This window comes from Pseudomonas sp. RG1 (assembly GCF_025910115.1).
In the GTDB taxonomy this organism is placed as follows: Bacteria; Pseudomonadota; Gammaproteobacteria; order Pseudomonadales; family Pseudomonadaceae; genus Aquipseudomonas; species Aquipseudomonas atacamensis.
Window position 1 is genome coordinate 19065 of record NZ_JAPCIK010000050.1, and the last position, 13884, is coordinate 32948.

Sequence of the window (13884 nt, forward strand, 5' to 3'; positions counted from 1 at the left end):
AGCCGCCAGGGAAACCGGCTCCTCATGCACACCATTAAAGGATTAATACGTGTCGAAACTCATCGTTCCCGCGGCTCATGTCGCCCACGTGCGCGCGCTTCAAGTTACCCCCATAGACGCCTCGGCCAATGCCCATACGCCGTCCACACCCATGCCCGATCGAGCGGACGTGCCAGGCGAGGTGCCTGACAGCCCCCCATCCCTTCGCCAGACTCTGAAGGCAATCGACAAACACCTGGGCCCACTGCGTATCGGCGAGGTCGTGATCAGTCGGGTCGAGTTGCAAGCGCTGGGGGCGACCGTCGACGGTCAACCTGTCAGTCCGGCGAATGCCAACATGAAGCGCGTGGATCAGGCTTTTCTGGACGGACTCCATTTCGAGTCCGCAAAGGTACAGTCCCGCTTGCAAGCTGTGGACTTTCCCGACAATGACATGGCGGCACTGCTGTTCTATGAGATTGCCTGCAAGCGCTCGGTCGATGCCGGCCCATTGTTCGTCAGTGATACGCCGCTGGTTTCGGGCAGCGCCATGGATCGTCTCAACAAATTGGGCAAGGCTGCGCAAAAGCTGGAGATCCACCGGGCGGACGCGTTTGAACACGCGCCCGGCTGGATCAACAAGACCAAAAGCTATTTGATGAGCGGCGCAGGAGTCGGCATGCAAGCCTTCGGCATCTACAGCGGCTACATGGCCCTGACCGATGCGATCAAAAAAGGCGAGGCACTGGAAATGCTCTACTACGGCGGATCCATCGCCGCAGAACTCGGCTCGCTGATCATCGAGCGGGGTCTGGCCAGAACAGGCCAGGCGATGCTGACTCAGGGCAGCAATGTACTGAGGGGTTTTGCGCTGACCTCGATCGGCAAATACATGAGCCGTGGCGCGGGAATGTTCGCCAGCGCGATCACCTTGCCGTTCGACATTGTCGACGCGATCAAATCGTTCAACGCCGCCGCCGCGTCATCGGGCAAAGAAGCTCAGGACCATTATTTCAGCGCTGCCCTGAGTGTAGCGGGCGCTGGCATCAGCCTGGTGCTGGGCGTCGCCGCGCTGGCCGGTTTCGGCAGTGTTGCCGGCCCGCTCGGCCTCGCGGCTGCCGCACTGCTCATCTCCGGTTCACTGATCTATCAAGCCGCCAGGGTCGTCGACCAGATCGATGATTACATCGAACTGACAACACTCGAGCGTCTGCGCTCGGGATGGTTCGCTTTTACCGGCAAGGAACTGGACGCCGAAGTGATGGATCGCTTCAAGCTGTCCAGGCTTTCCAGTGACTACGAAAAACAGCTCGAACTGTCGGCCAAAGACATGCTTGCCGGCGCTTACAGCGACTCCATCGCCCAAGTGGTCAATGGCGCGTTTCGCGCCGAATTGCGCCCTGTCGAACTATGGCGTTACCAGTGGGACGAAAGCGTCGGGCAGCTGCCGTTCAGACTCGACAGCCAGGCGGTGATCGTCGGCGGCGACGATGTCATCGACGCAAGCCATGGATTACCCGACAACCTCAAGGGCGTTGTCAACGGCAGTGCAGGCGAAGGCAAAGGCGTGTTCTGGCGCCTGGGCGATGGCAATGACCGTGTCACTGGCGTCAAGGCGCAGCCCAACCTGTTTACCTACCGCCAGGGACACAAGGCGCTCAGCGGTGGCGACAAAAACGATGCGTTCTATCAACAGGTCGCTGACGAAGAACTGGATCGGCTGACCAAACCGCCGCACATCAATGTGCTGGATGGCGGCGACGGTAGCGATACCTTTGCGTTCGAAGGCCAGCGGCCGGCCACTGATACACGACACATCGGCCATCGGATTGACCTGCCGAGCGGCAAGGTCACGCTGCGTGGTCTGGACCCGGAAGGCCCAGGCATTGAAGTCGCGCACCTGACATCGTTCGAGAACGTTTCGACGCTGCGCAAAGGCAGCAGCCACGTCATCGGCAATACCGAGGCCAACCAGATCTCCGCCCATGGCCATGATCGCGTCAGCGCCGGTGCCGGCAACGACACGATTGCCATCTATGGCCTTGAATGTCACGTGGACGGCGGTAGCGGCGTCGATCGCTATTACATCGCTCACACCAACGCACGCACGACAATTACCGAGGACAGCGCGCATTCGAGCGTGATCGAATTGGGCTGGCCGCACGCGGTGATTCAGCGCTGGCAGATCATCGGCACCTCGCTGGTGATCAATTCCTTGCGCGGCAAGGACGGCGACGACCCAGACCACGTGCTGACCCTGGAAAACGTCTATCGAATGGTCGACGGCCAGCGTCGGTTGCATAACGATCGATGGCTGTTCCGCACCCAGGATGGCTACGAACTGCTGGCTCAGCTCCCTCAGGAACCAGGTCCAGCGCTGAGTCAGGACATCGATGTCGCCGTGACCGTCATTGGTCCGCCCGCACCTGCCTCGGCGATCGTCAATGGCGGAACGGTGACGATCGACAATCAGAGCCTGGGCCGGCATTTTGTTACCCGTACGCAGCGCGAGGTCGAGTTCGTCATCGCACGCAGCGCCACCAGGCCGCGCAGCGTTTTTCTGGACTACGGCGACGACGAAATCATCGACGTCGAGCTCAGCTATGCCGTCCAGGTGCGCAAAGGTGTTTCGGGCAATACTCACCTGACCTACAAAGACTTCTGCCTGTCGCTGCGGTTGCCGGCAAAAGTGCTGGCATTCAAGGGCGTGATTCAACCGATCGCTGCCGCCACCGGGTATAGCGGGCGCAACAGCCTCAAAGTGACCACGCCGCAATTGGCGCAAGACATCGTTGTGGTCATGCGGGACGGAGTGTCCTATCGCCTGCAACTGCCGCACCTGGACTACGAAGAGGACGCCAACAACCCCGGCGCACGACAGGTCAGCACTCGAAGCTGGCTGAAACGGCGCAACGGCAAATACCCGTTCACCCGGCCCGCCATCAGTGAGAAGCCGCTGCTGACCGATCGACCCAGCAAAATCGTCATCGAATCCCGGGCGCATACCGGCATTTATCTGCTTGAGGGTCATAGCGCGACGTACGACATCTACCTGGCCAGCAACTGCATCGTGCGCCTGGCCACACCTGGGGCTGCGGCAAAAACGGCCAACGCCTCAAGCTGGAATCTGTACACCAGGACAATGGACGAAACCGTCACTCGCGACGAAATCCAATTGCAGGACAACCGCTTGCGCATCGCCAGCGTGACTGTCCAATTGCCGGATATCGGCGATGACACACCGGTGGAATCGGTCAGCGTGGCAACCACCGCCGGCAATCTCTATCAAGTCTCGCTGCTGTTCGAGATCTTGCAGCTGTACGTGATCAATGCCCAAGGCTACGCCAGCGTCGATGCGCTGTTGGCCGATATCGAGCAACACCGGCAGCGCAACGAGTTGGCAGCGCGGGTCTACGTGACTCACATCGGCTACCAGCCCGACACAGTGGGCACGCTGGTTTACAACTCGGTAAACAGCCACTGGAGCCTGCTGACTGATCGGCAGACACGCGTCAAACGCGAAGACCTGTTCATTCCCGTCAACATCAACTGACCGCGCGCTGCCGGTTTCAACAACGTGCCGGGATGGACCTGAGCTCCATTCCGGCACTTGATCACCTCGGCCAATGACTGGCCGGGTTCACTACATGGAATGACCTTTATGCGCCAGAAACCCGGGACACTTCGCCCATTACCGACACCGGAAACGCCGGGCACCTCGACCTCCCGCCCGATCAGCCTGGATCTTCCCATCGATCTTGATGCACGCTTGCCTGGCCGCGTCAGGCCGGACGGCTCGCTCACATCGCCGGACATTCTCGCCCGCGGTCCTCACGGCAGTCACGCCAGCCCGGAACCCGTGATAACGGTGAGCCGGATCCTTGATGCGCTGAGGCCTACTCAGCGGTCTGCCATGTCGCCGCTGGAGCCTTACCTGCAAGACATCGACGGGACTCTACGCCCGGATGCAGACGGCCTGAAAGAATACAAGGGGCGCAAGTTCGCAGACATCGCCAACGACGACGGATCGGCCGCAGGGCAGACGGTGATGGTGGCGTACCACGATCTGATCAAAGCCTGGCGCGCCAGATTGCCCAGTGAACGGACGCCATCGGGACCGCCTGTTTATCGAGTCGCGGACACTGATTTGTGGAGTTTGAACAAGCCCATCGAAGAGTACCCGCCCGACCGCTACACCCTGTATGAGTTGGCCAAGCCGCGTTCCGAGCCGGTGCCGAACGAACGAGGTTATTACGCGGTACACGAATGGGCGGAAAATCCCTATGAAGGGCAAGTGAATACTCGGCTGAATGTCGGCTTCGCATTCAAGGGCAAATACGGCCGCCTGATCAAGGCAGACCCGAACGAAGCACGCGCGGATGCCGCCTTGCCGCTGAAGCTGGCGCACTGGACCGATGGCGAACTATGGGATGTGTACAGCCTGCGCGGCGCAGAAATTCTTGCCTTTCGTACCGAGGCCGAGGCCATCGGGGGCCCGCCGGGCTGGGCAAGACGCAGAGATATCAAAAGTCACTACAAATTCCTTCTGGATTCCATGAAATGGTCCCACCCGCAAAAGACTCGCAGTGAGTGCGCCGAGCTTTTGCGCACCTACAATCTCAGCACCGCCCAACAAAAACGCTTGCGTCCGGACATGGAAAACGGCTTTCCCGCATGGGCCGAACAGCACAAAAGCCTGACCCGAAATGTGCAGGATGCCAAACGCTTCGAACAGATTGCCGAAGAGCTTGGCCCCATCAGTCTCAGACTGCGGCAAGAAGGTGAAAGCATCGAGGGTGACTTGCCGCCTGTCCAACAGCGTTACGAAGCAGACTTTCTGCAAAGCTATCTGGAACATGCCGGCTACATGCGCAACAAGCATGATTATCTTTACCGTACGGATATCCCGGCAATGTTCCGCGCCGATTTGCGCACCCCCTTCGAACTGGCGCGGGACAAACGTTTGGTGAAGTTGCGGGGCAACCCTTCCGACTCGACAACCCGGCATGCCTTCAGCTCGACGTTTTCATTGGGCAACGGCATTCAATACCTGGGTTTTGATTACTACTCCAACCCTCGGCACTACAACAGCCAGGCCAATCGCTATCCGGGACATTTTTCCGACAGTGACTCATCCAGCGGAAATCGACACAGTTCGGGTGAAGAGTCAGACACCTCATTTGAAATGGATAATTCGCGCGATTACCCGTTGCTGCGACGCAAACAGACACATGGTTTCCTGTATGTCATCGACACCCGCGGCATCGAAGTGGTCCCAAGGGTGGAAAACCTTTACCTGAACAACAGGGATTTTGATGGCGACAGCCACGAAGGACGTATTTCCATGCCCACGCGAGGCATCAGTGCCGAGCGGATATGGCTGGTGCGCTCGGACCTGAGTCGGGCGGCAAGAGTCGAGGATATTTACAGGAAGGCCGGAGGCGATGCCGCGGATATCGAGGAGCACACTTGGGCTGGGGGCAATCACAACAATTCATACGATCAGTTGATCGATCGCGTAGCTGCCTCCAAGGGCCCCATAGTGAGGTTGCCCAAGGGCAGGAAAACATGCTCCAACGATATAGTCTGGCCCGTTGCTGAACATCATCGGCCGTGAAATCCAGACGCCATTCGATAACGAATGGCGTCTGTCCTTCAATTGCGGCGTTGCGCTATTTGAGCACGCTGATCACAAACCTTGCGGGTTTTGGATTGAAGGCGTTATGCCCTGTCCCGTTGGGGTTCGCGTCGAGGAATTTGCTCATGCCATCGCTTACCTGACGATACAGCGGCTTATCTTTCGGCTCGCTGTTCAATTCGATATAAGCCGGGCCGGATGCGATATTGCTTAAAGAAGCCTTGGCCACGCCGTAGGTACTGATTGAATAGAGTTGTGCCGGAGCGCTGGTGCTGACCAGCAAATTATGTGTCTTGTCTTCGATGAATAATCGCGCACCGTCAAACACGCCCGGATGTATCACTTGAATTGCGTAACAGTTACCTTCAGGAACAAACTTCAACAGCAACGGAGCATCGTCCTCATTGTCAGCCAGGGTGACAAGGGCGGATGTCCGCGAGTCGGCCAACCCCACTTCAGCATCGAGTTTTTCGCCTTGAGTTATGCGCTTGTGGCGCAGGGTCTGTTGCAGGCGTTGCTGATTAAGAACTACCGGAAGACCGTCCAGATAAAGATTGGCACTGAAGCTTTCATTGTTTACTTTTGCCAAAGACATAGAACTACCCATTGGTAAACACTCTGCTGTCATGTTCAAGACAGCGACAGAAAAGTTGAAAAAGGAAAAGGATCAGATAGCGACTGTGGCTGTTGCCGACATCCGCAGAACATCGCCATCCGGAATGTTTTCGGTTTTTCGTTTCCGCCGGGCCATTACCATGCGATCCGCATAAATCGCTGCCGCCTCAATGACGTGGCCAACGTTATGATCAGTACCGGCATGCTTCAAGATATACTTGCCAGCAATATCGTCCCAGAATGCCCGTTCATCTTCATATAAAGTCATGATTTATCCTTGTTGTTTTCAAGTTGTTCGCATCCTGCGAGCAACTTGAAATTAAGACAAAGACAAAAGCGAAACAATACTGGCAGGCAGCTTGAGTTGATTCAAAGTGAAACTAGGCGAACAGTTCGCCCTGCAGTTCATCGAGTAATGCCTGGATCGCATCCAGCCGTTGCTGTGGGTCGTCGAGTTGCAGCAGATCGATCTTGTCCTCTTCGGCAAAAGGCAACAGATAGGCAAGCTGATTGGCCAGCGCCTGTTGCCCGGCGGCTTCGGTGCCCATGTTCAACGCCTCGACCATCGGGTGTTCGGCCAGCGCCTTGAGCAGCGCGACCAGGTCGGCGTCCTCGTCCTGCAACGGTTGCTCGGGCTCGTCATCGAGCCACTCGACGTCGGCCAGAATCAGTTGATCGCGCTGCACTTCGGTGCGCAGCACAGTGAAGCGCCGTCCGCCTTGCACGCGAATGCCGAGCAAGCCGTTGTCCTGTTGCTCGAAATCGGTGATCCGCGCCTCGCAACCGACCATTGCGAAACCTTCTGGTGCCACACCGACTTCGCTGCCCTCAAGGATGCACACCACACCGAAACCGACGCCCTGCTTCATGCAGCGGCCGATCATGTCGAGGTAGCGCGCCTCGAAGATCTGCAGATCGAGGTTGCAGCCGGGGAACAGCACCGTGTTCAGCGGGAAAAGCGGCAGACTCATTGACATATCCTTACACCACCATCGACACCGCCAACGGCAGGAACACCGCCGTGGCCACGCCCATCAGACTCATTGCCAGCGCGGCGAACGCGCCGCACTCATCGTTTTCCTGCATCGCCACCGCCGTGCCGACCGCATGCGCGGTCATGCCCAGCGCCATGCCGCGCGCTTCGGGGCTGTGCACGCCGAGGCGGGTCAGCAGCGCCGGGCCGAAGATCGCGCCAATCACCCCGGTGATCAGCACGAACACCGCGGCCAGCGCCGCCACGCCGCCGATCTGCTCGGCGACCAGCATGGCGATCGGCGAGGTCACCGATTTCGGCGCCATGGTCATCAGGATCATGTGATCGGCACCGAACCACCAGCCCAGCGCCACGCCCATGCCCGTTGCGACCACCCCGCCTATCACCAGCGTAGTAAAAATCGGCCAGAACAATTGGCGAATGCGCCGCAGATTCAAATACAGCGGCACCGCCAGCGCCACCGTGGCCGGCCCCAGCAGAATGCTGAGGATCTCGGTGCTCTTGCGGTACTCCGCGTAGGTCAGGCCGCAGCCGACCAGCACACCGATCACCAACAACATGGAGACCAGCACCGGTTGCAGAAAGATCCAGCGGGTTTTCTCGAACGCCGCCAGCACCAGTTGATAGGCGCCGAGGGTGATGCCGATGCCGAACAGCGGATGATGAATCACCGACGCCCACGCGCCTTGCCAGTCAAACAGCATCAGGACTCCTCCGCCGGCGGCGCGTGACGTTTGACCAGCCGCTGCATGAGCACGCCGGCAAAGGCCATCGACAGGATCAGCGAGACCACCAGCGCGCCGACAATCGCCCAGAAATCCGCAGCAATCGCCGTGGCATACACCATCACGCCCACCGCCGGTGGCACCAGCAGCAACGGCAGATAACGCAGCAGACTGCCCGCTGCCTGATTCAACGGCTCGCCGACTTCACCGCGAATGATCAGGAACACCAGCAACAGCAGCAGCCCGATGATCGGCCCCGGCAATATCGGCAACAGCAAGTGATTGAGCGCGGTGCCAAGCAATTGGAACAGCACCAGCAGGGTCAGGCCACGTAACAACATCCGACATCTCCGTCTTACATTTTCAGCCAGCAGGGGCTCGGCATTATAAGCATGCCAGCGCTATGGACCGGCATTCGCCAAAAGCATGGTCGGTTGACCTGAGCAAATCGCCATGATGATCTACAGTGGTTCGCAGGCCGGTCAAATCCGCCCCCTGAAAAACTATAAAACCGATGAACCCAAGGAGAGTCTCAATGCCCTATGTTCCCGTTGCAGAGCTCAAAGATTATGTCGGCAAGGAACTTGGACGTTCCGAATGGCTCACCATCGATCAGGAGCGCATCAACCTGTTCGCCGAAGCCACCGGTGATTTTCAGTTCATTCACGTCGATCCGGTCAAGGCTGCGCAAACGCCGTTTGGCAGCACGATTGCCCATGGTTTCCTGTCGCTGTCGCTGATGCCGAAACTGATGGAAGACATCCTCGTGCTGCCCGAAGGCGTGAAGATGGTCGTCAACTATGGCCTGGACAGCGTGCGTTTCATCCAGCCGGTCAAGGTCAACTCGAAAGTCCGACTGAAGGTCGACATGGTCGAAGTCACCGAGAAAAAACCCGGCCAGTGGTTGCTCAAGGCTACCGCGACACTGGAGATAGAAGGCTCGGACAAACCGGCCTACATCGCCGAGCCGCTGTCACTCTGCTTCGTCTGATCATCCCGGATGCGAAGCAGCGCACGCTGTTTCGCGTCACGTCTGTATATATGCGACGCATAGCTGCGGCATACTCGGTCGCCTAATTGCCCGGATCCCGCTATGCGCTCAATCGCTCGACTTGCACCCCTTGCCCTGACCCTGATGCTCACCGCTTGCGGCGACGGCGAATCGCTGTTGCCGCCGGATGCGCGCCTGCCCGATGGCGGTCGCTATCGCGGTGAACTGGTCGACGGCTTGCTGCAAGGTCAGGGCCGCGTCGACTATCCCAACGGCAGTTGGTACGCCGGAGAGTTCGACAAGGGTCAGTGGCACGGGCAGGGCGAATGGCATGGCAGCAACGGCGAGGTCTATCGCGGCCAGTTCCAGCAAGGGCTGTTTGATGGTCAGGGCAGCCTGAGCACCAATGCCAGCAGTTACACCGGTGGCTTCAAGCAGGGCCGGCGCGATGGCGAAGGCACGCTGAAAGAAAACGGCATGACCTATCGCGGCGAGTTCAAGGCTGACCAGTATTCCGGCCTCGGCCGTCTGGAAATGGACGACGGCAGCTCCTATCAAGGCCAGTTCGCCCACGGCAAACCCAACGGCGAAGGCCAGCGCGGCGATGCCAGCGGCAATTCGTTCAGCGGGCATTTCGTCAACGGCCAACTGGAAGGCAACGGCACCTACAACAGCGCCGACGGCGATATCTACGTCGGCGGTTTCAAGAACAATCAACTGCACGGCAAGGGCCGCTACGAGAACGCCGACGGCGACGTCTGGCTCGGCCAGTTCAAGGAAGGCGCGCTGACCGGCAAGGGCGAATTGATCGGCGCGGATGGCAGCCATTACATCGGTGTGTTCAATGACTGGCGTTTTACCGGCCAGGGCCGTTTGAACCTGGCCGATGGCAGCTTCTACATCGGCGGCTTCGACAACGACAGCTATTCAGGACGCGGCACGCTGGTGCTGACCGATGGCAGCGTGCTCAGCGGCACCTGGATCAACGGCCAACGCGTGCGCGACGCCGACGGCAAGTTGCTGCCCGACACTCTCGAACTCGGTTTGCTCGCCCAGGGTCGTCTGCTCGACGAGGCACTGGCGGCGATCCCCGCTTCGACTCCGGCAGTCGAGTTGTACACACTGACCCTCGGCGGCGACGGCAAGCAAAGCGTGTTCCTGCGTGAATCCGACTACGTCGCCAACATGCTCAACACGCGCTTCGGCGCTTTCGGCCAGATTCGTCTGGTCAATCATCGCGATCATCTCGGCGACCGGCCGATGGCCACCCGGGAAAACCTGCGCCGCGCCGCGCAAACCCTCGCCGAACGCAGCGGGCCGGAAGATCTGCTGTTCATTTATCTGACCAGCCATGGCACCGCCGAGCATGAACTGGTGCTCGATCAGCCGCGCATGGAACTGGCCGACCTGCCCGCCGATGAGCTCGCCGCCGTGCTCGCGCCGCTGAAGCATCGCGACAAGGTCATCGTGATTTCTTCGTGCTATTCCGGCGGCTTCATCCCGGCGCTGAAAGACGAACGCACGCTGATCATGACTGCCTCGCGCGCCGATCGGGTGTCGTTCGGTTGCTCGGAAGAAGCCAACTTCACTTATTTCGGCGATGCGCTGTTTGCCCAGGCACTGAACCAGACCGACGACCTTGAGCAGGCATTCAAACTGGCCAAGGCCACCGTCGCCGAACGTGAGCTGGCCGACGGCTTCGAAGCCTCGGAGCCGCAGATCTGGGCGCCGAAAACCGTGCTGTCGCACTGGCAACTGCTACGAAAACAGCAAGCACGCAAAGCTTTGCACAGCAGCGCATTGAACGACGCAGCGAAAAAAGGCAACTAAGCTGAACAGTATCAAGGGAGAGACACTATGTACTTGACGCCTCAGCACGTATTGCTTGCCGGAGCCACCGGACTGACCGGTGAACATCTGCTCGACCGTTTGCTCAACGAGCCAACGATTACCCGTGTCCTCGCCCCTTCACGCCGGCCGCTGGCCGAGCATCCGCATCTGGAAAACCCGGTCGGTGACCCGCAGGCGTTTCTGCCGCAGCTCAGTGGCCGGGTCGATATCGCCTACTGCTGCCTCGGTACCACGATCAAACAGGCCGGCTCCGAAGAAGCCTTTCGCGCAGTGGATCTGGACATGGTCGTGGCGTTTGCCAAGCGCGCGCGGGAGATGGGCGCGCGGCACCTGATCGTGATCAGTGCGATTGGCGCCGATCCGAATTCCTCGGTGTTCTACAACCGGGTCAAGGGTGAAATGGAACAGGCGCTGCGCGCGCAGAACTGGCCGCAGCTGACCATTTGCCGACCTTCGCTGTTGCTTGGCGAACGCACCGAACCGCGTCTGGTCGAGCAACTGGCCGGGCCGTTGTCGAAGCTGATTCCGGGCAAATACCACGGCATCGAAGCGTGCCAGTTGGCGCGAGCGATGTGGCGCCTGGCGCTGGAAGAACAGGATGGGGTGCGGGTGATCGAGTCGGATGAACTGCGCAAGCTCGGCAAATAATCCATCCGCCCATGATGATCGTTCCCACGCTCTGCGTGGGAATGCAGCCATGGACGCTCTGCGTCCTAAAAAGCGTGACGCGGAGCGTCACAGGATGCGTTACCACGCAGAGCGTGGGAACGATCAGTCGCTACAATCCACCAGTCGCTTGAAAGCCCACGCCAATCACGGTGAGCAACGACAACGGCAACAACAGCGTATCGAGCAGCGCACTGGCCGGCAGGTCCACTCCCGGATAGCTCGGCGCCTCGGCACCGAACCGGTCCATCGCGCAGCAGCCGCCATTCAACGCATACAAATCCAGGCGCGTCCCGGCGTACACCACCGGTGCGCCGGGTTTGGCCGCATCCAGCGTGCGCACGGTAGCGCATCCAGCCAATTGCAGCGTCAGCACGAGCACCAGCAGCTTATTCATCGCTGCTCAGGTGATGCTCGCCCCAACGCGGCAGCATGTCCTGCGGGATGCCGAGCAAGTTGAGAATCCGCGCCACAACGAAGTCGATCAGGTCATCGATGGTCTGCGGCTGGTGATAGAAGCCCGGCGAGGCCGGCAGAATCGTCACGCCCAGATTCGACAGCTTGAGCATGTGCTCCAGATGAATGCTCGAGTACGGCGCCTCACGCGGCACCAGAATCAACTGACGGCGCTCTTTCAGGGTGACGTCCGCCGCGCGTTCGATCAGGTTGTTGCAGGCGCCGGTGGCAATTGCCGACAGCGTGCCGGTCGAGCACGGCACCACCACCATGGCTGCCGGCGCGCCGGAACCCGAAGCCACCGGCGACATCCAGTCTTCCTTGCCATACACGCGAATCTGCCCGGCAGCGGCGCCGGTATATTCGGTCAGAAAGGCCTGCATCATCTGCGGTTTGTTCGGCAGCGACACGTCGGTCTCGGTGGCCATTACCAGTTGCGCGGCCTTGGAGATCAGGAAGTGCACTTCGCGATCCTCGCGCACCAGGCAATCGAGCAGGCGCAAACCGTACTGCGCGCCCGAGGCGCCGGTCATCGCCAGGGTGATGCGTTCCGGGCCGCCGGCCTGGGAAAAACTGTTCATTGCAGTGCCTCGGCGAGCTTGCCGTGCAGGCCGCCGAAGCCGCCGTTACTCATGATCACCACGTGAGTACCGGGCTGCGCCTGGCTCTTCACGCGTTCGATGATGCCTTCCAGGGAATCGCTGACGATCGACGGCACGGTGCATAACGCTGCGGTGGCGCCGAGGTCCCAGCCGAGGTTGGCCGGGGCGTACCAGATCACCTGATCGGCATCGACCACGCTGTCCGGCAGACCGTCACGGTGGGCGCCGAGCTTCATCGAATTGGAGCGCGGCTCGATGATCGCAATCAGTGGCGCGTCGCCGATGCGTTTGCGCAGGCCATCAAGCGTGGTGGCGATGGCGGTCGGGTGGTGAGCGAAGTCGTCGTAAATGGTGATGCCGCGCACCTCGGCGACTTTCTCCATGCGTCGTTTGACGTTCTTGAACGCGCTCAACCCGGCGATGCCCATCGACGGCACCACGCCAACGTGACGCGCTGCGGCCAGAGCAGCCAAGGCGTTGGCGACGTTGTGTTGACCGGTCAATTCCCACTCGACGGTGCCCTGGGACACGCCTTCGAACATCACTTCGAACGCCGAGCCGTCCTCGCTGAGCAGCTTGACCTGCCACTGACCGCCGGCGCCGGTGGTTTGCACCGGGGTCCAGCAACCCATCTCGATCACGCGCTGCAACGCTGGCTCGGTGGTCGGGTGGATGACCAGACCTTCGCTCGGAATGGTGCGCACCAAGTGGTGGAACTGACGTTCGATCGCTGGCAGATCGGGGAAGATGTCGGCGTGATCGAATTCAAGGTTGTTAAGGATGGCTGTGCGTGGACGGTAGTGGACGAATTTCGAGCGCTTGTCGAAGAAGGCGCTGTCGTATTCGTCAGCCTCGATCACAAAAAACGGCGTGCCGCCCAGACGCGCCGACACCGAGAAATTCTGCGGCACGCCGCCGATGAGGAAACCCGGGCTCATGCCGGCATGCTCCAGCACCCAGGCGAGCATGCTGCTTGTGGTGGTCTTGCCGTGCGTACCGGCCACGGCCAGCACCCAGCGCCCTTGCAGCACGTGATCGGCCAGCCACTGCGGGCCGGAGACGTACGGCAGGCCTTTGTTCAGCACATATTCCACCGCCGGGTTGCCACGGGACATGGCATTACCGATCACCACTAGATCCGGCGCCGGATCGAGCTGTGCCGGGTCATAACCCTGCGTCAGCTGAATGCCCTGGGCCTCGAGCTGCGTGCTCATCGGCGGATAGACGTTGGCGTCGGAGCCGGTGACGTGATGGCCCAGCTCTTTGGCCAACACCGCCATCGAGCCCATGAAAGTCCCGCAGATACCCAGAATATGAATGTGCATAGTCGACCTCGTAAAACATGGCCGCAGGTTAGCGTAGGGAGG

13 protein-coding genes are annotated in these 13884 nt (G+C 59.9%); 5 read left to right on the forward strand and 8 right to left on the reverse strand.

Annotated features, from left to right (window positions below):
- Positions 1 to 49 precede the first annotated feature (49 nt).
- Positions 50 to 3532, forward strand: coding sequence for a calcium-binding protein (locus OK411_RS24650; RefSeq protein ID WP_264365816.1), 3483 nt, complete (start codon positions 50 to 52; stop codon positions 3530 to 3532).
- Between the two features lie 108 nt (positions 3533 to 3640).
- Complete coding sequence (locus tag OK411_RS24655) at positions 3641 to 5596, forward strand: hypothetical protein (protein WP_264365817.1); 1956 nt, start codon at positions 3641 to 3643, stop codon at positions 5594 to 5596.
- A 55-nt stretch (positions 5597 to 5651) separates the two neighbouring features.
- Here OK411_RS24655 and OK411_RS24660 read toward each other — a convergent pair whose 3' ends face one another.
- The 5 genes from OK411_RS24660 to OK411_RS24680 all read right to left on the reverse strand — a co-directional run bounded on the left by OK411_RS24660 (position 5652) and on the right by OK411_RS24680 (position 8292).
- Positions 5652 to 6212 carry a hypothetical protein gene (locus tag OK411_RS24660; protein ID WP_264365818.1) on the reverse strand — a complete coding sequence of 187 codons (561 nt, stop codon included), beginning with the start codon at positions 6210 to 6212 and terminating at the stop codon, positions 5652 to 5654.
- Between the two features lie 72 nt (positions 6213 to 6284).
- Positions 6285 to 6500, reverse strand: coding sequence for a hypothetical protein (locus OK411_RS24665; protein ID WP_016773015.1), 216 nt, complete (start codon positions 6498 to 6500; stop codon positions 6285 to 6287).
- Positions 6501 to 6612: 112 nt separating this feature from the next.
- Positions 6613 to 7203, reverse strand: a complete 591-nt coding sequence (locus tag OK411_RS24670; protein WP_016773014.1) for an LON peptidase substrate-binding domain-containing protein — start codon at positions 7201 to 7203, stop codon at positions 6613 to 6615.
- A 10-nt stretch (positions 7204 to 7213) separates the two neighbouring features.
- Positions 7214 to 7930 carry an LrgB family protein gene (locus OK411_RS24675; protein WP_016773013.1) on the reverse strand — a complete coding sequence of 239 codons (717 nt, stop codon included), beginning with the start codon at positions 7928 to 7930 and terminating at the stop codon, positions 7214 to 7216.
- A complete protein-coding gene (locus OK411_RS24680) occupies positions 7930 to 8292 on the reverse strand; it encodes a CidA/LrgA family protein (RefSeq protein ID WP_016773012.1) in 363 nt (120 codons plus the stop codon). The genes OK411_RS24675 and OK411_RS24680 overlap by 1 nt, the downstream gene beginning before the upstream one ends.
- 194 nt (positions 8293 to 8486) lie before the next feature.
- On the opposite strand from OK411_RS24680, the gene OK411_RS24685 reads away from it, so the two are divergent.
- The 3 genes from OK411_RS24685 (at position 8487) to OK411_RS24695 (ending at position 11441) form a co-directional block, all read left to right on the forward strand.
- Positions 8487 to 8942 carry a MaoC family dehydratase gene (locus tag OK411_RS24685; RefSeq protein ID WP_016773011.1) on the forward strand — a complete coding sequence of 152 codons (456 nt, stop codon included), beginning with the start codon at positions 8487 to 8489 and terminating at the stop codon, positions 8940 to 8942.
- A gap of 102 nt (positions 8943 to 9044) precedes the next feature.
- Positions 9045 to 10772: a C13 family peptidase gene (locus tag OK411_RS24690; RefSeq protein WP_264365819.1), complete on the forward strand. Its 1728-nt coding sequence runs from the start codon at positions 9045 to 9047 to the stop codon at positions 10770 to 10772.
- A 27-nt stretch (positions 10773 to 10799) separates the two neighbouring features.
- A complete protein-coding gene (locus tag OK411_RS24695; protein WP_016773010.1) occupies positions 10800 to 11441 on the forward strand; it encodes an oxidoreductase in 642 nt (213 codons plus the stop codon).
- A gap of 130 nt (positions 11442 to 11571) precedes the next feature.
- On the opposite strand, the gene OK411_RS24700 is transcribed toward OK411_RS24695, so the two are convergent.
- The 3 genes from OK411_RS24700 to mpl are packed head-to-tail and all read right to left on the reverse strand — an operon-like array spanning position 11572 to position 13842.
- Positions 11572 to 11856 (reverse strand): YceK/YidQ family lipoprotein, encoded by a 285-nt coding sequence (locus tag OK411_RS24700; protein WP_125918232.1) that lies wholly within the window; start codon positions 11854 to 11856, stop codon positions 11572 to 11574.
- Positions 11849 to 12496, reverse strand: coding sequence for a flavin prenyltransferase UbiX (gene ubiX / locus OK411_RS24705; protein WP_071173708.1), 648 nt, complete (start codon positions 12494 to 12496; stop codon positions 11849 to 11851). The genes OK411_RS24700 and ubiX overlap by 8 nt, the downstream gene beginning before the upstream one ends.
- Complete coding sequence (mpl, locus tag OK411_RS24710; protein ID WP_016773007.1) at positions 12493 to 13842, reverse strand: UDP-N-acetylmuramate:L-alanyl-gamma-D-glutamyl-meso-diaminopimelate ligase; 1350 nt, start codon at positions 13840 to 13842, stop codon at positions 12493 to 12495. The genes ubiX and mpl overlap by 4 nt, the downstream gene beginning before the upstream one ends.
- Positions 13843 to 13884: the final 42 nt, after the last annotated feature.

Bases quoted from the DNA above. Each gene is read 5' to 3' on its own strand.
- mpl (WP_016773007.1), bottom strand. From the start codon at position 13,842: ATGCACATTCATATTCTGGGTATCTGCGGGACTTTCATGGGCTCGATG.
- OK411_RS24680 (WP_016773012.1), bottom strand. From the start codon at position 8,292: ATGTTGTTACGTGGCCTGACCCTGCTGGTGCTGTTCCAATTGCTTGGC.
- ubiX (WP_071173708.1), bottom strand. From the start codon at position 12,496: ATGAACAGTTTTTCCCAGGCCGGCGGCCCGGAACGCATCACCCTGGCG.
- OK411_RS24655 (WP_264365817.1), top strand. From the start codon at position 3,641: ATGCGCCAGAAACCCGGGACACTTCGCCCATTACCGACACCGGAAACG.
- OK411_RS24685 (WP_016773011.1), top strand. From the start codon at position 8,487: ATGCCCTATGTTCCCGTTGCAGAGCTCAAAGATTATGTCGGCAAGGAA.
- OK411_RS24700 (WP_125918232.1), bottom strand. From the start codon at position 11,856: ATGAATAAGCTGCTGGTGCTCGTGCTGACGCTGCAATTGGCTGGATGC.
- OK411_RS24675 (WP_016773013.1), bottom strand. From the start codon at position 7,930: ATGCTGTTTGACTGGCAAGGCGCGTGGGCGTCGGTGATTCATCATCCG.
- OK411_RS24690 (WP_264365819.1), top strand. From the start codon at position 9,045: ATGCGCTCAATCGCTCGACTTGCACCCCTTGCCCTGACCCTGATGCTC.
- OK411_RS24695 (WP_016773010.1), top strand. From the start codon at position 10,800: ATGTACTTGACGCCTCAGCACGTATTGCTTGCCGGAGCCACCGGACTG.
- OK411_RS24670 (WP_016773014.1), bottom strand. From the start codon at position 7,203: ATGAGTCTGCCGCTTTTCCCGCTGAACACGGTGCTGTTCCCCGGCTGC.
- OK411_RS24660 (WP_264365818.1), bottom strand. From the start codon at position 6,212: ATGTCTTTGGCAAAAGTAAACAATGAAAGCTTCAGTGCCAATCTTTAT.
- OK411_RS24665 (WP_016773015.1), bottom strand. From the start codon at position 6,500: ATGACTTTATATGAAGATGAACGGGCATTCTGGGACGATATTGCTGGC.